The sequence below is a fragment of the Alicyclobacillus pomorum DSM 14955 genome, from assembly GCF_000472905.1.
Taxonomy (GTDB): domain Bacteria; phylum Bacillota; class Bacilli; order Alicyclobacillales; family Alicyclobacillaceae; genus Alicyclobacillus_A; species Alicyclobacillus_A pomorum.
In genome coordinates, this window is record NZ_AXAR01000014.1 from 73,535 (window position 1) to 92,467 (window position 18,933).

At 55.0% G+C, this 18,933-nt stretch carries 14 protein-coding genes and 2 pseudogenes; 1 reads left to right on the plus strand and 15 read right to left on the minus strand.

What is annotated here, in order from left to right:
• Window positions 1–104: 104 nt before the first annotated feature.
• The 15 genes and pseudogenes from hprK to YWK_RS0113860 form a co-directional block, all read right to left on the minus strand.
• A complete protein-coding gene (gene hprK / locus YWK_RS0113785) occupies window positions 105–1,043 on the minus strand; it encodes an HPr(Ser) kinase/phosphatase (protein WP_026965266.1) in 939 nt (312 codons plus the stop codon).
• A gap of 8 nt (window positions 1,044–1,051) precedes the next feature.
• Window positions 1,052–2,176 (minus strand): ABC transporter ATP-binding protein, encoded by a 1,125-nt coding sequence (locus tag YWK_RS0113790; RefSeq protein ID WP_026965267.1) that lies wholly within the window; start codon window positions 2,174–2,176, stop codon window positions 1,052–1,054.
• A 154-nt stretch (window positions 2,177–2,330) separates the two neighbouring features.
• Window positions 2,331–3,446 carry a PucR family transcriptional regulator gene (locus YWK_RS0113795; protein ID WP_026965268.1) on the minus strand — a complete coding sequence of 372 codons (1,116 nt, stop codon included), beginning with the start codon at window positions 3,444–3,446 and terminating at the stop codon, window positions 2,331–2,333.
• Window positions 3,443–6,319: an excinuclease ABC subunit UvrA gene (uvrA, locus tag YWK_RS0113800; RefSeq protein ID WP_026965269.1), complete on the minus strand. Its 2,877-nt coding sequence runs from the start codon at window positions 6,317–6,319 to the stop codon at window positions 3,443–3,445. The genes YWK_RS0113795 and uvrA overlap by 4 nt, the downstream gene beginning before the upstream one ends.
• A 76-nt stretch (window positions 6,320–6,395) precedes the next feature.
• A complete protein-coding gene (gene uvrB, locus YWK_RS0113805) occupies window positions 6,396–8,378 on the minus strand; it encodes an excinuclease ABC subunit UvrB (protein WP_035467086.1) in 1,983 nt (660 codons plus the stop codon).
• Window positions 8,379–8,529: 151 nt separating this feature from the next.
• A complete protein-coding gene (locus YWK_RS20005; protein ID WP_035467089.1) occupies window positions 8,530–9,291 on the minus strand; it encodes a flagellar motor protein MotB in 762 nt (253 codons plus the stop codon).
• Window positions 9,269–9,673, minus strand: a pseudogene (locus tag YWK_RS20010) (motility protein A); the annotation flags it as partial. The gene YWK_RS20005 and the pseudogene YWK_RS20010, both read right to left, overlap by 23 nt.
• Window positions 9,674–9,735: 62 nt before the next feature.
• The gene (locus YWK_RS0113820) at window positions 9,736–11,061 is read right to left on the minus strand and encodes a PDZ domain-containing protein (protein WP_169727186.1); all 1,326 of its coding nucleotides are present in this window, start codon (window positions 11,059–11,061) and stop codon (window positions 9,736–9,738) included.
• 103 nt (window positions 11,062–11,164) lie between these two features.
• A complete protein-coding gene (locus YWK_RS20015) occupies window positions 11,165–12,586 on the minus strand; it encodes a S41 family peptidase (protein WP_051375605.1) in 1,422 nt (473 codons plus the stop codon).
• A gap of 79 nt (window positions 12,587–12,665) precedes the next feature.
• Window positions 12,666–13,562 carry a permease-like cell division protein FtsX gene (gene ftsX / locus YWK_RS0113830; RefSeq protein ID WP_026965272.1) on the minus strand — a complete coding sequence of 299 codons (897 nt, stop codon included), beginning with the start codon at window positions 13,560–13,562 and terminating at the stop codon, window positions 12,666–12,668.
• A complete protein-coding gene (gene ftsE / locus YWK_RS0113835; protein WP_026965273.1) occupies window positions 13,552–14,238 on the minus strand; it encodes a cell division ATP-binding protein FtsE in 687 nt (228 codons plus the stop codon). The genes ftsX and ftsE overlap by 11 nt, the downstream gene beginning before the upstream one ends.
• A gap of 251 nt (window positions 14,239–14,489) precedes the next feature.
• Window positions 14,490–15,929 carry a tetratricopeptide repeat protein gene (locus YWK_RS0113845; RefSeq protein ID WP_026965274.1) on the minus strand — a complete coding sequence of 480 codons (1,440 nt, stop codon included), beginning with the start codon at window positions 15,927–15,929 and terminating at the stop codon, window positions 14,490–14,492.
• On the minus strand, window positions 15,922–16,569 hold the full coding sequence (locus YWK_RS20020; RefSeq protein ID WP_051375606.1) for a sensor histidine kinase: 648 nt from the start codon (window positions 16,567–16,569) through the stop codon (window positions 15,922–15,924). The genes YWK_RS0113845 and YWK_RS20020 overlap by 8 nt, the downstream gene beginning before the upstream one ends.
• 281 nt (window positions 16,570–16,850) lie before the next feature.
• The gene (locus YWK_RS0113855; protein WP_415782826.1) at window positions 16,851–17,459 is read right to left on the minus strand and encodes an alpha/beta hydrolase; all 609 of its coding nucleotides are present in this window, start codon (window positions 17,457–17,459) and stop codon (window positions 16,851–16,853) included.
• Between the two features lie 14 nt (window positions 17,460–17,473).
• Complete coding sequence (locus tag YWK_RS0113860) at window positions 17,474–18,523, minus strand: ring-cleaving dioxygenase (RefSeq protein ID WP_245578620.1); 1,050 nt, start codon at window positions 18,521–18,523, stop codon at window positions 17,474–17,476.
• A 168-nt stretch (window positions 18,524–18,691) separates the two neighbouring features.
• On the opposite strand from YWK_RS0113860, the pseudogene YWK_RS0113865 reads away from it, so the two are divergent.
• Window positions 18,692–18,933 (plus strand): annotated as a pseudogene (locus YWK_RS0113865) (transposase); the annotation flags it as partial.

The following is an 18,933-nucleotide window of genomic DNA, read 5'->3' on the forward strand; positions in this document are numbered from 1 at the left end:
CTGTAAAAGACCAAGGAGAGATGTTCGACAAAAATCGCGAAGTTCCTCTTTACAACGACACTTTTCCAACAACCCCCACCGATGTATATCGGTAGGGGTTCTCGTCATTCCTCGTGCTCTTCTATCGCTTGTGCCAGCTCATCTGAAAAGACACGCGCAGCGTTGTAACCAATCCGCCGCAGGCGATAGTTCATCGCTGCAACCTCGACAATCACGGCCAAGTTTCGACCTGGGCGGACCGGAACCGTCAAAGACGGTACTTCGGTGTCGAGAATTCTCACCGTCTGCTCGTCAATACCGAGTCGGTCGTACGCCACGTCGTCTTGCCAGGCCTCAAGGTGAATGGTCATGGCAACCTTCTTGTGCGTGCGGACAGCCCCTGCTCCGAACAGCGTCATCGCGTTCAGAACGCCCAAACCGCGAATTTCCAGCAAGTACTTCAACAACGGAGGTGGACTCCCCACCAGCGTGTTGTCCGCGACTTGCCGCAGAATGACAGCATCGTCCGCGACCAGGCGGTGGCCCCGTTTAATCAGTTCCAGTGCGGTTTCACTCTTACCGATGCCGCTGGAGCCGGTAATCAATATCCCAATCCCGTATACTTCGACCAAGACCCCGTGGACCATGATTTCTGGTGCCAGGCGCTCCTCCAAAAAGTTGGAGATGACGGACGCCGCGCGCGTCGTGACCATGGTCGTACCCAAAACGGGAAGCCCGCGCGCACTCGCTTCCTTGAGCAGCAGCTCCGGCGGCGTCTCCCCTCGGGTCACAATCAGGCAAGGCGTGTGTTCATAGGAACAAAATGCGAAAAGTCGCAACGCCTGCTCCCGTTTGTCCATCCCGTTCAGGAAAGAAAGTTCCGTACGCCCGAGTAGCTGAATCCGCTCCGCCGCGTGATAACGCAGATATCCGGCCAGCGCAAGGCCTGGCCGGTGGATATCAGACGTGGTGATTTTCCGCGACATGTCGGCAGTGGGCGTGAAGACATTGAGTCCGATGTCTTCAATCAATTCTTCTACAGTGACAGATCGCGATTTACTCATAGTCCTCCTTACTCTTGCGCCGCATGCGGAATCGCTTGTTCCGTCTCGGCGTCAAACACGTGTACTTTGTTTAAGTCCAGCGCCAGCGGCAAGGACGTCCCTGGTTTCACGTCAAACCGCGCGCTCACGCGAGCGACCAGCGTCTGGCCGCCAGCAGTCACATGCAGGTACAGCTCAGAACCCATGTGCTCGACCACTTCGACATTGGTCCTGAGGGTCGCGTCGGGATATGTGGTCAGGAACACCTCGTCGTTGTGCAGATCTTCTGGGCGAATGCCGAGCACCACGGACTTGCCCACGACACCTGCGTTGCGCAACGAAGGATATCGTCCCTTCGGCAACTTGATGGACATCTCCGGAGCACGGAAGAAAATGGAGCCGGACTCCTCAGCCAATTCGCCGCGCAGGAAGTTCATGGCTGGTGACCCGATGAAGCCCGCGACAAACATGTTGACAGGATGATTGTACACCTGTTGCGGCGTATCTGCTTGCTGAATGACACCATCCCGCATGACGACAATGCGGTCCCCCATCGTCATGGCCTCTGTTTGATCGTGCGTCACGTAAATAAACGTAGTTTGGATGGACTGGTGCAATTTGCGGATCTCCGCGCGCATCTGAACCCGGAGTTTCGCGTCCAGGTTAGACAAGGGTTCGTCCATGAGAAACACTTGCGGTTCGCGGACAATCGCGCGACCCAACGCCACGCGCTGACGTTGACCACCCGACAGCGCCTTTGGCTTGCGGTCCAGCAGATGCTCAATGTCAAGAATTTTCGCGGCTTGGCGAACGCGCTGGTCAATTTCCGGTTTCGGGACTTTGCGCAGTTTCAGACCAAACGCCATATTCTGATACACCGACATATGCGGATACAGTGCGTAGTTCTGGAACACCATCGCAATATCTCGGTCTTTTGGCGCCACATCGTTCACTCGCCGATCCCCAATGTACAAGTCGCCCGACGTAATATCCTCCAAACCTGCAATCATCCGCAACGTCGTCGTCTTGCCGCAGCCAGACGGACCGACGAAAACCACAAACTCCTTGTCTTCAATGTCCAAATTGAAATCCTTGACGGCGGCGACATCGTTTGTATACTTCTTCCAAATATGTTGTAGTGTTACCCGTGCCACATGAACGCCTCCCTCGGTCAATGTCAGGTTGACTAGGAATCGTAGACCTGTCGAAACAACCTCTGTAGCCAGTATACGGCGGACAGGTCGTTTCACAGAGAGGCAAGTTGCAACCATTTCATCAGCAACCAATGGGCAGTTCGCACTGTGTGCATTATTCTGGACGTTCGGCCCCCTGCACGCCCTGCAACAGCCACAGGACCATGGCGTCCTTAAAGTTCCTCACGTCGTACCCCGTTTGCTCGCGAATGCGCTCAATGCGGTGCAGCAGGGTATTGCGGTGAAGATAGAGCAAGCGAGCGGCTTCGCTGACGTTGAGGTTCGCGGCCACAATCCCCTCCAACGTCTCCCGCAATTCGGGGGTCAATTGAATGTCGCGTCCCCGACTGCGCAGGCCGACCATCTGTCGAAAGGTGCGGCGGCTCTCGCTGGAGAGTTGCAACAGCAATTGTTCCACGGGGGTTTCAGCCCAGAGACATACACGTCCCGGGTGCGATGCCATGGATTGCACGCGCCAGGCTGCCAGTGCCGTTTGCATCCCTGCGACCGCCTCCGCTGGCGCTGTGACCTTACAACCCACTGCCGCTCTGGCCGTGTAAAAAGCGTCCGCCTCCAGTTGTGTGAGCAGGGACGACACGTGCTCCTTGACCCGGAGTGCTTCAGCGTACTCCGGAGATACATCCATGTTTGGTTCTGTCTCCAGGCCATGTACGGATTCCTCGGCACCGTCCACGGAGTAGTAGACGAGCAAGGTGTAGGACGGGATGGAAGGACTGGGCGGAACCCATCCCAGCCACCCTTTGCCAGCAATCGCTCGTACGACTTCCTCCACAGCCCGTTCCGACTCAACGGTGGGCAGTTCCTGGCGAATGGGATGGATCCAGACAAAGTATCCCTGTGGCATGGCAGCGAGGGCGGACAAGTCCCCGATGCCGGTCATCACCGCGCGTTCCCCCGCTTCGTGTGCCATGCCCACAGCGGTCAGGTACTCCTGGAACCAGTTCAGGACGACGTCTTTCCAAGAGCGGTGCGAGGCCTGGCGGCTCAACTGCAGTGTCCACGACAGTGCCTGACGAACTGACTCCGGCTCCACCTCCGCGTGAAACAAAGCGTAATGCTGCTGATCCAAACGCAGGCACCAGTTGCCCTGTTCACGCCACCACTCACCAACTCGGGGGAGCGCCTCGTCATCCTGAACTTGAACCACTTCCGGGTGGAGTCGGAGCGCGTCACCCCAGCGGCGCAGCGCTCCTTCCCACCAGCGACTCATGCGGTCGTCTCCTGCGGTAAGGTCTGGACCTTTGCGCCCTTCGCACGTGCCCTATCCCGCTCCATGATGGGTTTCAAGAAGCGTCCCGTGTAAGACCCTTCGACTTTGACCAAGTCTTCCGGAGTGCCAACGCCGACAATTTGGCCACCGCCGGCCCCGCCTTCCGGCCCTAGGTCAATGACGTAGTCGGCGGTCTTAATGACGTCCAAATTGTGTTCAATGACGAGCACGGTATCACCACCGTCCACCAGACGGTGCAGCACAACCAGCAACTTCTCGATGTCTGCCACGTGCAGACCTGTCGTCGGTTCATCGAGGATGTAGAGGGTTCGTCCGTTTGACCGCCGATGGAGCTCGGAAGCCAGTTTGACACGCTGCGCCTCCCCACCGGACAGCGTCGTGGCGGGTTGACCCAACTTCATGTAACCAAGGCCGACGTCCACCAACGTCTGCAGCTTTCGTGCAATCCGCGGGATGTTCTCAAAGAACTGGCACGCGTCTTCGACGGTCATGTCCAGCACGTCCGCAATGCTCTTGCCTTTGTACTTGACTTCCAACGTCTCGCGGTTGTACCGCTTGCCTTTACACACTTCACAGGGCACGTACACGTCCGGGAGGAAGTGCATTTCAATCTTGATGATACCGTCCCCTTTACACGCCTCACACCGTCCACCGCGCACGTTGAAACTGAAGCGGCCTTTCTTGTAGCCCCGCATTTTCGCCTCGTTGGTCGTGGCGAACAAGTCGCGGATGTCGTCGAACACCCCTGTGTAGGTCGCCGGATTGGAGCGAGGCGTCCGGCCAATCGGNGATTGGTCGATGTCGACCACTTTGTCCAGGTGTTCCAGGCCTTCAATCCCCGCACACTGTCCAGGACGCACGCGCGCGCGGTTCAAGTCCCTTGCCAACGTCTTGTAGATGATCTCGTTCACCAGCGTGGACTTCCCGGATCCGGATACACCTGTCACACAGGTAAACACGCCGATAGGAATTTTCACGGTAATGTTTTTCAGGTTGTTCTCCTTGGCGCCTTTGATCTTCAGAAAACGCCCATCGCCCTTGCGCCGCTTGTCCGGAACTGGAATGAACTTGCGTCCGGACAGGTACTGTCCCGTAATGGAATTTGGATCTGCCATGATTTCCTTGGGTGACCCAGCGCTGACGACTTCTCCTCCGTGCATACCGGCACCCGGTCCCATGTCGATGATGTAGTCCGCCGCCAACATGGTATCCTCGTCGTGCTCCACTACAATCAGGGTGTTGCCGAGGTCTCGCATGTGTTCCAGTGTGCGGATGAGCCGTTCGTTGTCCCGTTGGTGCAGCCCGATGCTCGGCTCGTCCAGAATGTAGAGCACGCCCATCAGACTGGAGCCCAATTGCGTTGCCAGCCGAATCCGTTGCGCTTCGCCGCCCGAGAGAGTGCCTGCGGACCTGGAGAGGGTCAGATACTCTAAACCGACGTCCCGAAGAAATCCGAGACGAGCCGAGATTTCGCGCAGGATCTGCCGCGCGATGGTCTGCTCCTTCTCCGTCAACTCGAGGGATTCGAAGTACGCCAACGCGTCCGTGACGGAGAGGTCCGTCACTTCGGAGATGTTTTTATCACCCACGCGCACCGCCAGACTTTCCGGTTTCAGTCGCCGTCCGTGGCAACTGGGGCACGCCTTGGTCGCCATGAATTCTTCGATGAACTCGCGGATGGAGTCCGACGAGGTCTCCCGATGGCGCCGCTGCAGGTTGGGAATGACCCCCTCGTACGGAATCTCCGCGGTCTTCACCTGTCCGAAGTCGTTCTCAAACGTGAAGCGAATTTTCTCGCCCGTACCATACAGGATTTTCCGCAACATGTCGGCCGGAATGTCTGCAATCGGTACGTCCACAGGGACGCCAAATGCCTTGCACGCCGCTTCCAGTAGCTGCGGATAATAGGTCGACGTCGATCCGGCCCAAGGCACAATACCGCCGTCCGCGATGGTCGCCGACTTATCCGGGATCACCAAATCCTCATCCACTTCCATTTGGACGCCGAGTCCATAACAGGTTTCGCAAGCGCCAAATGGACTGTTGAATGAAAACATGCGCGGCGCTAACTCGCCGACGCTAAATCCGCAATTCGGGCAGGCGAAGTTCTGGCTGAACAGCAATTCCTCCTGGTTGATCACGTCGATGACCACCAGACCTCCCGACAACCCCAACGCCGTTTCCAGCGAATCGGCCAGCCGAGAGCTGATGTCCGGTCTGACCACGATGCGGTCGACGACCACTTCAATCGTGTGCTTTCGGTTTTTTTCCAGTGAAATCGGCTCTGTCACTTCGCGCAATTCCCCGTCCACGCGAACCCGCACGTAGCCGTTTTTGCGAATTTCCTCCAGCAGCTTTTGATGTTCGCCCTTTCTTCCTCTCACCACAGGCGCCAACACTTGCAAACGAGTTCCTTCTGGGTACTCCAGAATTCGGTCCACCATTTGTTCCACGGTCTGCGACGCAATCGGTATGTCGCAATTCGGGCAGTACGGCCGTCCCACACGTGCGAACAAGAGGCGGAGGTAATCGTAAATCTCCGTCACCGTACCGACGGTCGACCTGGGATTGCGGCTCGTCGTCTTCTGGTCAATGGAAATCGCGGGCGAGAGCCCCTCGATGGAGTCCACGTCCGGCTTGTCCATTTGCCCGAGAAACTGCCTCGCGTAGGCGGACAGGGACTCGACGTATCTCCGCTGGCCTTCTGCATAGATGGTGTCAAACGCCAGAGACGACTTGCCGGACCCACTGAGGCCTGTCAGCACCACGAATTTATCGCGAGGAATGGTGACGTTCACGTTTTTCAGGTTATGGGCGCGAGCGCCCTTCACGACAATCTGGTCCAGAGACATACGAGTGATGAACTCCCTTCTTGCGGCTCGCACGTAAACGAGATGGGCGCAGTAGGCATGCGCGGATGCGCATGCGTCACGCGCCCTTAATTTCGATGATGAGGTCGCGCAGTTCCGCCGCACGCTCAAACTGCAGGTTCTTCGCCGCTTCCTTCATTTCCTTCTCTAGCTTGGCCACGAGCGCCTCTTTGTCCTTGGGCGACATGGCTTGCGCCTTTTGCGCAACCGACACGTAGTCCGCCTTCACTTCCGCAGCCTTGGTGGCCTCGATGACATCCCGCACGGCCTTTTGAATGGTCTGCGGCGTAATGCCGTGCGCTTTGTTGTATGCAATCTGCTTCTGCCGCCGTCGCTGTGTTTCCTCGATGGCAATGCGCATCGACTCCGTGATGGTGTCCGCGTACATAATGACCTGACCGTTGGCGTTACGAGCTGCACGGCCAATCGTCTGGATCAAGGAACGCTCTGCGCGCAGGAAACCTTCCTTGTCAGCGTCGAGGATGGCGACGAGCGACACCTCGGGAAGATCCAACCCTTCCCGTAACAGGTTAATCCCAACGAGCACATCGAAAACCCCAAGCCGCAATTCTCGCAGAATAACCATGCGTTCAATGGTTTTGATGTCAGAGTGCAAGTAGCGGACTTTAATCCCTAACTCTTTCAGATAATCGGTGAGATCTTCGGCCATCTTCTTGGTCAGCGTGGTAACCAATACGCGTTCGTCGCGGCGGATGCGCTCTCGAATTTCGCCCACCAGGTCGTCGATTTGACCTTTGATGGGGCGGACGAAGATTTCCGGATCGAGCAGGCCTGTGGGGCGAATGATTTGCTCCGCGCGGTTCTGCTCGTGCTCCAGCTCATACGGCCCCGGTGTCGCGGAGACGTAAATCACCTGCCCAATTTTTTGCTCAAACTCTTCGAACGTCAAAGGCCGGTTGTCGGCAGCGGAAGGCAAACGGAATCCATGCTCAATCAACGTCTGCTTTCGCGAACGGTCGCCGCCATACATGCCTCGGATCTGCGGTATGGTCACGTGCGATTCGTCAATCAGCGTGATGAAGTTGTCCGGGAAGTAATCGAGCAACGTATGGGGTGGCTCACCTGCCGCACGGCCTTCGAGGTGGCGAGAGTAGTTCTCAATACCTGCGCAGTGTCCGATTTCCAGCATCATTTCGATGTCGTAATTCGTGCGTTGTTCCAGTCGCTGCGCCTCTAACAGCTTGCCGTTGGCACGCAGTTCCGCCAAACGCTCCGCCAGCTCCGCCCGGATTCGCTCCACGGCTTTCTCCAGTCTCGGCCGCGAAGTCACAAAGTGCGACGCTGGATAAATGCCGACGTGCTCGCGTGTGCCGAGGACCTCACCGGTCAATACGTCGATTTCCGTCACACGCTCAATCTCGTCACCAAACAATTCTACGCGAATGGCCTGCTCTCCACGGGAGGCCGGAAAAATCTCGATGATATCCCCACGCACGCGGAACGTGCCGCGGGTGAAATTGACGTCGTTGCGTTCGTACTGCATGGCCACCAGCCGCCGCAAAATCTCGTCGCGGCTCTTCACGGTGCCGGGGCGCAACGACAGTACGTGTCCTCGGTATTCTTCTGGACTACCGAGGCCGTAAATGGCAGACACACTGGCGACCACAATCACATCGTTGCGTTCCAGCAAGGAGGCCGTCGCCGAGTGCCTGAGTTTATCGATTTCATCGTTAATCTTCGCGTCCTTTTCAATGTACGTATCTGTAGACGGAATGTACGCTTCCGGTTGATAGTAATCGTAATAACTGACAAAGTATTCGACAGCGTTGTGGGGAAAGAACTCCTTGAACTCGGCAGCCAACTGCGCTGCCAATGTCTTGTTGTGTGCAATGACCAAGGTCGGGCGGTTCAACTTCGCGATAATGCTCGCCATCGTAAACGTTTTGCCTGAACCGGTCACGCCCAGCAACGTCTGATGTTTGAGTCCTTTTTCGGCGCCTTCCACCAACGACGCAATGGCCGCAGGTTGATCCCCTTGCGGCTGAAAGTCTGATACCAACTGAAATTTACCGTCATTCATGGTCAGGCGGATCCCCTTCTTTGAGAAAAACTTACTTTCCATGTTACCATACGCCGCAAAATAAGAACAAGTGTTCCCGGTAGAGCGGCTCCATGCGTAAGGGAGATGGCTTCCAAAGCCATCTCCCTTTGAAAAGCAGCTGTACTGGGCCTCAATGCTGACTGTCTTGCATTTGCACGGGGGCATCTCGGAGGATGACGATGTTCACCCGGCGATTTTCTTGTCGGTGCGCCTCTGTATCGTTCGGTGCAACCGGATGGTATTCGCCATAGCCAGATGCGGTCAATCGGTTGGGATCTACGTGCTGGCTCACGAAAAACCGGACAACGCCCGTCGCACGCGCAGCGGGCAACTCCCAGTTGGACGGATACTGGCCAGTGGAGATGGGCCGGTTGTCGGTATACCCTTCCACCACAATCGGATTGTCTAATGTCCGAAAGAACGGCACCAAGCCTGCCAGAAGCTGCTTCGCCCCCGGCTTGATGGTCGCCTGACCAGTGTCAAACAGGACAACGTCCTTCAGGGTAATTTGAATACCGCGCGGTTGCGAGACGATGCTGACGTTCTCCTGAAGGTGGTGTTCCTGGATGTATTGACTGACCTGTTGAAAGAGGTTGTCCATCTTCTTGTCCTCTTCACTCTCGCCGGTCGCCTTCTTGTTCCCAGTATCCTGGGGATTCGCCGGCACCACAAGACCTGTTGTCCCTAGATCCTTCAACGGAATCTGATTTTCATTGTGCATTGCAGCAGCCAACGACTGAGTGAGCGTCATAAATTTCGCAACATCCACTTTTGACATGGCGTACATAATCACAAAGAAAATCATCAACAGTGTGATCAAATCGGAATATGTAATCAGCCAGCGTTCATTGTTCTCTTGGCCCTCCGGATTATCCCTCCGCCGTCTCCGCATGTACCTCACCCACTTTAGCCGCTTTGCGTTCGCGCAGAGACGGTGCCAGAAAGGCGCGGAGCTTTTGGCCGAGAATGTTTGGATTCTCACCCGCCTGAATGGAGAGGATCCCCTCCATGACGATTTCCTTCTCCAGGATTTCTTCCTCATTTCGACGCTTCAACTTCGTAGCCAACGGAATCCAGATGATGTTGGCACTGGCGACACCGTACAAAGTAGCGGTGAAGGCCATCGCAATCTGTGGTCCAAGCTTGTCCACGTTGCTCAAATCCGACAAGACGTGGACCAGCCCCATGACCGTACCGATAATCCCCATGGTCGGCGCATATCCGCCGGCGCTTTCTAAAATCCGCGCTGCAGCGCGATGTCGGTCTTCGATGTAGGATAATTCCGCTCTGTTCTATGTCTCTTTCCTCGCGGTTCGTCTGGCGGTCACCACAACCATTACGGCGTCTCTCCGGACATTCTCGCGCCCGTGTCTGACCACACCTCGCGGGTTTGCGTCGCTGGCAAAATGTGCAGGTACAGCGACTGAAACAGACCCGCTTTCATCCAGTGATAGCCAAATCCACCGTTGGTGTCCGGCGCAAAGATGATGCCGAGTTGATGCCGCTCTCCCTCGTACACGGGTTTACCAACAAAGCGAACCTCACCCCGCAAATCCAGGACCTGAAGTTTGGCGTACACGGGATTCTGTTCGAACGCAAAGTGTAAATCGTAGGTCGAGTGCACAGGGACTTGATTTACATGCGTAATGACCTCACCGGGCAACAGCCCCATGGCGTGCGCCACGGACCCTCGAATCGTGTCAAGCACTTTCACCCCGAGTTTCGACGCGGAAAAAAGCGAGTCCCGGCGCTGTTCGCGTCTCTCTATCCACCAGGAGAGCAACTCCTGGATTCCAATACACAGCATGGCGCCGACACACGACCCTACAACATCCAGACGCACCGTCAAACCTGCGCAGCCTGCCAATAAAAGTCCTGTCAACAGGTTCCAACGCGCGACGCGCCGGATGCCTTCCATCGGCCGCTGTGACGTAAACAAGGCGCTAATCCCCGTGAACAGCGGGATGCAGGCGAGACTGAGCCCTCCGACGGCCGAAGCCAGCCAGGGCCACCCTGTGTTCATCTTCTCGAGGACCACATCAGAACCAGGCACCGGCAAGAATACCGCGGATAAGAACGACAGTTGAACCACGAAGGCGCCCATCGTACCGCCCCGCTTGCCCAGGACCACGGCAGGGGCCGCTCCAGTCCTTCGATTCAGCCGGAGCAAGACCGCGCTGGCGAGACCAGCGCCACTGGCGACAGCCAGCCAACTGGCGCTGTGAAATTCACGGAGAAACGAGCTCACCGCTGGCAGGAAAGCCATGTGCGGGAGATGGATATATCGAATCGCAACATGACAAAGAGTGAGTAATCCCACGGCGTATTGAATCTGAAAAAAGCGTACGCGGATCAGTGCGAGCAGCAAACTGATGACAGTGACGACCCAGATTTCACGCTCCGTCACCATGGCGCCTGCCACACTCAGCAGAACGGACAGGACCAGCCCCACCACAATACCGAGCACCAGCTGCCGCAGTATCGGCCCACGAACTTTCGTCAAACGAATCCCAAAAAACTTGCGTTCCGCCTTCGCGTTCCGCAGTAGCTCCCAGACCGCCAGAAAGGACCCTACGTAGACCATCGGATTGAGCAGCAGCGTGACACAGCCGTGCAGCACTGCGTGCTCAAGTTGTTGAGTATGGAAACTAGAAAACATCAAGTCGTCCCTTCCTTGGTCAAAAAAAGAAGTCTGTACCAACCATGCGTACAGACTCATTTCGACAAACGGGTCATTTGTCCTGCTTCGCGAGCAACAGTGAATCCTAGGAGGAATGTTCCAACGCAACCTGCTCCGCTTTTTGTAATTGTGTGTCGGAACGTGCCGCAAGATCAGACAGGGCTGTTTGCAGCTGGTTCGCCGTCTGCGCATCCACCAGGCCCGTCTGCGGCAGTTGATTGGACGCCTGGAACTTTTTCACCGCATCCTCCGTGCTGACATCAAAGTATCCATCCGTCCGATCCACCGAGTAGCCCAACGCCTGTAGCGATTTTTGCACAATCGCTACGTTGCTGTTGTTGGAATTCGGGCGCAGTGGCAATTGGTTGGCATCAACGGGCGGCAGCGACGTGAATGCAGGGAGACTGACGGGGACGTCTGGCGTAAGCCCCTTCCCGTGAATCCATTCGCCTTTGGGAGTGAGCCACTTGGCTATCGTGTACTTGAACGAACTGCCATCGGAGAAGGAAACGGTCGTCTGCGCCGTACCTTTCCCGAACGACTTGGTGCCGACCAGTGGCGCACCATCGTCTTCGTGCAGTGCAGCTGCGAGGATTTCTGCGGCACTCGCCGTATTTTCATCCATCAGGACGACGATGGGCAGTGAAATCCCCGGTCCGGGAGATTTCATCACGTTCTTGCCACCATCTCTCCCAACCCATTGCACGACAACCTTGCCCTTCGGGATGAAGTTGCCCGCAATGTTGACCGCTTCGTCCAGGTAACCTCCCGGATTACCACGCAAATCGACAATGATACGTTTGGCCCCAGACTGCTGCAGCTTGGCCAGTTGCTGCTTCACCTCGTCCGCAGTGTGATCTGCAACCACCGTGATCTGTAGATACCCAATTTGCTTGTCCAACATCTTCGAAAATACCGTTTGCTTGGGAATCTGAGCCCGCTTCATGGTGAAGGTAAGCGAGCGGCCTGGTACGGAAGGCCGATCCACCGTTAATGTGACCTGACTTCCCTTCGGTCCCAGTAATAGCGAAGTCGCTTTGTCCAACGACATGCCGGCCAGTGACGTCCCGTTGACTTTGACAATGACGTCTTGTGGCCGCAGACCCGCCTTGTCTGCGGGCGCGTTCTTGGAGACAGCCTGAATCACCAACTTGTGATTGACTTGCTCGATGGTAATCCCGATGCCGACGTACGATCCAGACAACATATTCTGCAACTGCATGGCATCCGTCGGCGGCAAGTATTCTGTGAACGGATCTCCCAACGACTTTGCCATTCCGTCTACTGCACCGTTGATCAGCGTTGTATCCGATTCCGCCTTGAAGTACTTGTCATGTAGGTCAGTATAGATGGAAAGAAATTTCCGAAAAGCCGGCGTGTCCAGACCTGGTTGCAGAGGCACACCAGCAGCTTTCAGTCCCAACAAGGTCACGGCCGCGCCGATGGCGACGCCGAGTAGGATGTTGGCGAACGCGTTTCGAAACGGAGTGCGTGTCTTTTGCGTCAAGTTGACTAACCCCTCCCGGGTGCGCTCGGTCCAATACAAAGGCCGATCCGCTACGGACCGGCCTCGTTTCGCGGAACCGTCAGATCTTCAAGAACTTCCGGACGGACATGATACCTCCCCATACACCAATCACAATACCGAGCCCAAACATCACCAACGCCAGTTTTTGCGCCAGTTGGGCTGTCGGAATCAAGGGGAATGCGACCGCCAAAAAGGTTCCGCCCAAGCGCGCATACACACTGTGGTAAGCGTACGCAATGATGGCAAATGGGAGCACAGCCCCCACGACCCCAATAATAATACCTTCTGTGAGGAAAGGCCAACGGATGAACCAGTTGGTAGCACCTACCAACTTCATGATTTCAATCTCGCGCCGCCTCGAAAAGATGGTAATTTTGATGGTGTTCGAAATCAGGAACATCGCCATGACCACGAGTCCCACGACAAACACCACACCGATGTTGCGGACAAGGTCGAGGAAACGGAACAGCTTGTCCACCACCTGTTTTCCGTCGTCGACTCTATCGACGCCAGGCAGCGCTCGAATCTTTTGAGCAATACTGAGTGTCTGTTTAGGGTCAGCCGCTTGCACCACAATCTTGTCCGGCAGTGGGTTCTTATTGGAGAACCCTTGCAACACATCCTGATAATCTTTCCCCAAGCGCTGTTGGAGGTCCTTGAACCCCTGTTGTTTCGGCACATAGCGAACCGAGGAGACGCCTGGCAACGCCTTGACTTCTGCCGTGATTTGCTGAGCTTGTGCAGAAGAGACGTTCTGCTTCAGATAGGCGTTCACCTGCAACTGCCCTGCCACGTAGTTGGACAACTGCTGCGCGTTGAGCGCAATGACCAAGGTGGCACCAAGAATCAGAAGTGTAATCGCAACAGCGCTGATGGATGCAAACGTCATCCACCCGTTTCTCAGTAAGTTTTTACAACCTTCGCGGAGGTGTCGACCCAGCATTCTAATCGTCATATCCGTACAGTCCTTTTTCTTCGTCTCTTACGATTTGACCAGCTTCAATCGCAATCACCCGCTTGCGCATGGTGTTGACAATTTCCTTGTTGTGCGTTGCCATTACAATGGTCGTGCCACGGTCATTGATGCGTTGGAACAGTTTCATAATTTCCCAGGACGTATCGGGGTCCAAGTTCCCTGTTGGCTCGTCGGCAATAATCACTGCAGGGTTGTTCACTAACGCGCGAGCAATCGCAATTCGCTGCTGCTCCCCGCCAGACATCTGAGACGGTAGCATTTCCGCTTTGTCCGCCAACCCAACCCAGTCGAGCGCGTCCATGACACGACGCTTGATATGACGCTTGGGAATTCCAATCACTTCGAGAGCAAACGCGACGTTTTCATAAGCGGTCAGTTGCGGTAGTAGCTTGAAATCTTGGAAGACGACGCCAATACTGCGCCGCAGGAGAGGAACTTTGCGGTCTTTGAGGCGCTCAATGTTGAACCCATTGACGAAAATATGCCCTTTGGTTGGGCGTTCCTCGCGATACATCAACTTGATGAACGTAGACTTGCCAGCGCCGCTCGGCCCAACCACGTACACGAATTCGCCTTTCGTGATGTGCACGTTGATGCCATTCAGCGCCTTTGCGCCGTTTGGGTACTCCTTCCAAACGTCCTGCATTTCTATCATAGAAGCACTCCTCATGCATATTTTCGCAGCGTCGACGAGCCACGGGCTACTCTAGTCGACCCTGCCAAGCCCCAGGTGTCAAACGTCGTCGAACACCTGTTCATCTGCAGCCAAAGGGTCGACAGACAAAACAAGTCTCGAAATAGGTTTCTTTCGAGACTTTTCGACATGATTCGCGAAAATCCTGTTGACAAATTCAAGAACACTGTACAACAGGCCGTTGATCTGGCATTGGATGGGCTGTATTTCCCCTAGCCGCCCAGCCCCGTCTCCTGCTGGAATGCAGCCAACACGTCTGCATCATACCGAGAGCGCCCCGTCGCCAAAATGCATTCCACAGCTTGTTGGTGCGTCATTTGGTGGAGTTCAACGCACTCCACAAACTCTGTTGCCATGCCAATACACTGCGCGAGCGTACGCATACGAGGCGGCAGGTCTTGCACCGTTCCATCCCGGTAATACCTGACTAAGTCTCTGTACGCAAAAGCATGCGGATACGCATCGAGGATACGGGCTCCGTAGCAAGAAATGTCTTGCTGCGCACGAGTATCCGCCAGCAGTGCACGCGCTTCACTTTCGTGGCTGGCAAGAGCCGTCATCCCGAGATACACCATGCGTCCAGCGATGCGAATCAGGGGCCAAACTGCACTGAAATCGTCGGTCACGTGATGGGCCAGGCGCACTGTGAGGTGATTTGCCACCTGAGACCACCGGAAGAGGGACGGAAACATCGCCTCGATGCCGTCCAACAGCGACATGTCGTCGAGGCAGTGCTCCCATGTCGTCCAATCGAGTGCATCTGCTGAACACGGTACGTGGATGGTGGACAATGTCTCCTCGACGGCGCGAACGAAGGCCCATTGGTTCCATCGCAAAGATTGCCCATAGTACAACTCAGACTTCTCCATGCAGCGGCGATACAGATGGCTGCGGCCGGCAAAATACGCAATCATGCCAATCAGTACCATGGTGTCTGCCAGGTCCACCTTTTGCATGGTGATCCATTCCATCCAAAGCGTCTGGTACAGTTTCGAAATCTGTTGAAGGGCTTCTTCCAACCGCCCCTGAAGCAACTGTACCCGAGCCAGCTCCTGAACGGTCGTGTGCATCTCGTGAACGCTGACGGCTCGTTGATAATAATACGATGCGTGGTGATAATCTTTGGCCCAGTAATGTGCACGGCCCATGAAGTGGAAACTGCGCGCAACATCTACCTTATCCACACCTTCGCGCTGTGCCGCTTTTTCAATGAAATCGGTGATTTCGCAGGCGTGGCGCAGTATCGCATCTTGCAATCCAAACCGACAGAGCGCCATCATGTACGTATTCAAGGCAAACAGCGACTCATAGGCTTGTTCGAGATTTAACAGTTTCACAGCTTCCTGGCCGTAGTGCACGGCGAACTTGGCGTTGTCCAAATAGGTCATGACCCAGGACATGTTGCTGAGATACTTAATCCGCAAGGGATCCTCCGGGTTGATGCGCTCCACCATGGCCAAGACTTCGGTGAAATACGGAAGGGCTTGTTCGGGCCCTTGCAAAATGCTGTAAACTGCGCCAAGGCTGTTGCAAGCACGGACTCTCTGGTTTGCGTCCTCGGCGGATTTCATGATGCTCTTCCATATATCGCGGGCCGCATAGTAGTTACCGCGCTGGTAGTGCCGAAACCCCTCGTGCCACTTGTCAGTCATGCCGAATCGGCACCTCGCACTCCACACACGTTCCTTGCCCCAACACAGAGGTTACCCTCAAATGCCCTTGCACAAAAGAAATTCGTTCCTGCATGCCCTGATACCCGAACGACTTTGCTGACGCCGCACTCGGATTGAACCCGCGTCCATTGTCCTGCACGCGGAAACCACAACATCCTTCGGTACGGTAGAATTCAACCCTGACTTCTGTCGCCTGCGCGTGTTTATGTACATTATTGAGCAACTCTTGAAAAATACGAAATAGCGAGATTTCTTCCGCGTGATCAAACTTCTTGTCCGACCATGTCCCCGCAACCAAGACAGGTATCCCAAACGCCTGTTGAAAACGCTCCGCGTACATTCGCATTGCCTTTTCGAGGCCTTCCTGCAACAAAGCGGGGCGAAGATCAAAAATCATGCGGCGCAGGTCGTTCACAGTCATACGCAACAGGCTCTGCAACCTTTCAACCTCTCTCACGGCGTCATTCACCTTGTTGGATTCCAATAGGCGCTTGACCACCTCCAGGCGCATCGCCGTGTTGGTCAACGACTGCGCTAGGCCATCGTGGATGTCCCTGGCAAGCCGGCCTCTTTCTCTCTCTAGCAACTCGAGTACAGTGTCCCTCTCTCCGTTTTCCATTTTTGTACCTCTTCCCCAACCCATGCTTCTCTTTTGTTCCACTATTCTACAATATATTTCATCATATCGAATGTATCGACAAAATGACACGATGTCGATTGACAGGATTCGGTTGTCATAATCCTAGATTCACGTGACAAGGCACTGTCTACCTGTACATGACGATGATGTTGGACATTTGCTCTATAAGCCCACGTGTAGCCTAAGGATGTAGCCCTGTGAAAAGCTCCCGATAATGAAGGGTTCCGCCCGCTAGAACCAGCGGGCGGAACCTTAAACAATTACAATGCAAGTTTTTTCATCCACGCTTTTGCCATCGCGAGTTCGGGATTCGTCAAGCCGTGTCCAGTGTTCTGCCAGTTGAGCGTAACATCAGCGCCTGCTTGTTTTAGAAGTTCCGCCAACCGCTCACTATGATGAGGTGGCACAATCGCATCGTGTCTTCCTGACTGCATGAGCACTTGTTTTCCATGAAGCTTAGGTAGCTTTTCAGGTTCAAGCGGAACCATCGCACGGAATAACACCGCCGCCGAGAGAATGCTTGGCTCAAGCAACAGCAAACCGGCTGCAATATTTGCCCCATTGGAATAGCCTATAGCCACCAGTCGTGAGGGGTTCAGCGAATACTCCTTGGTCGCTTGTTCAAGGAATCGGGCCAGCTCATGTGTACGGAAAATGAGATCCTGTTCATCGAATACGCCCTCCGCTAAGCGACGAAAGAATCGAGGTGCCGTTCCTTCAAGGACTTTACCCCGAATCCCCAACAACGCTGCATCTGGTGCCAAGAATTGTCCAAGGGGTATCAAATCTTCTTCATTTCCACCCGTTCCGTGCAAAAGAACCAACGTGATCTGGTTGTCACCCGTGTTGGACGGAATAAATTTGTGTATGAAGTCCACCATCTTCACCTCGCAATGGTTGGAGATTGAATGGGTGGCAACTGTGCTTCCAACTGTGAACGGGACGATTCCAGCCATTCCGGTAGTTTCAAATCCGTGCCAAGGGTTTCGACCGATTCGTCAATCGCAAATCCCGGTGGATCGGTGGCTAATTCGAACAGTACGCCGCCTGGTTCACGAAAGTAAATCGACTTGAAATAGTTGCGATCTCTCACTTCGGTTACGCGCATCCCTGCGCCCCTTAATTTGGACTGCCACTGGAGAAGTTCATCCTCGTTGGCCACACGCCATGCGACATGGTGAATGGTGCCGATGGCATTTCTGCCGTACGGAGCGTCTTGTTGACGAATCACATCAATGATGGTTCCAGCTCCGCCTTCGCCCACTTCGTACCGGTAGCGTTGCCCAACCTCCTCCAGCAAACGAAATCCCATCACCTCCGTCAGAAGCGCGAATGTCGGCGCGTGATTTCTGACTTTCACCGTGACACTATAGAACCCTCGAATCGCGTGCTCACTGGGCACCGGTCCATCTTCCCACCCCGGCCGCGAATCGGCACCTTCATGTGCAACCAATTCCAAGGCCACTCCATCGGGATCTCTAAACAAAATGACCTGTCTTTGGTGTGAGCGTTCTTCCGGACCGCTAAAAGATACGCCATGTTCCTTTAACCGCTGGGTCCAGAATTCAATCGATTCATGACGAATGGAAAACGACGTAACGGTCGCCTGTCCGGCTCCGCTCGTTCCTCGTGGACCTTCCCCGAATGGAAAAAATGTCATGATGGTTCCGGGATTGCCCACTGTGTCCCCGTAATAGAAGTGATACACATCCGGTGCATCAAAATTCACCGTTTTTTTCACCAATCGAAGTCCAAGAACACCCACATAAAAATCCACGTTCTTTTGTGCGGCACCCGCCATAGCAGTGATGTGATGAATCCCCAAAATACCTTGACTCATGTGTAGTCCGCTCCCCTCACCAGATTTCAGCGCAGACGCTCCGGCGCCAATCAGAATCAGTGCGACACCAATGGCAATTGCAATGAGAATCAAATTGTACTCCATCCGTTTTGCCTTACCCGTTGATTACAATACTATAGTTACTTACTTTTTGTCAATACATCTAAAAACGACGGAATGATGTTGTTGTGGAACGGCTTAGAGACTTGGAATCGGATTGAGCTAAGGGATACCCGTGTTGACCATTACGCTCAGCCCATTCTCATGGAGATGGTTGTCCAAGGGGTCTCGACGCGAAAGGTGGCGCAAATCACGGAGGAGCTGTGTGGGACGGAGTTCTCCAAGTCCACCGTCTCCGCGCTCTGCAAACGCCTGGATACCATTGTACAAGCCTGGAATGAACGGCCGCTCAAGGAGCACCGTTACCCTTTTCTGCTGGTGGATGCTCTCGTGGTCAAAGTCCGGGAGGACGGTCGCGTANGAGCCCGCAGTGTCATGATCGC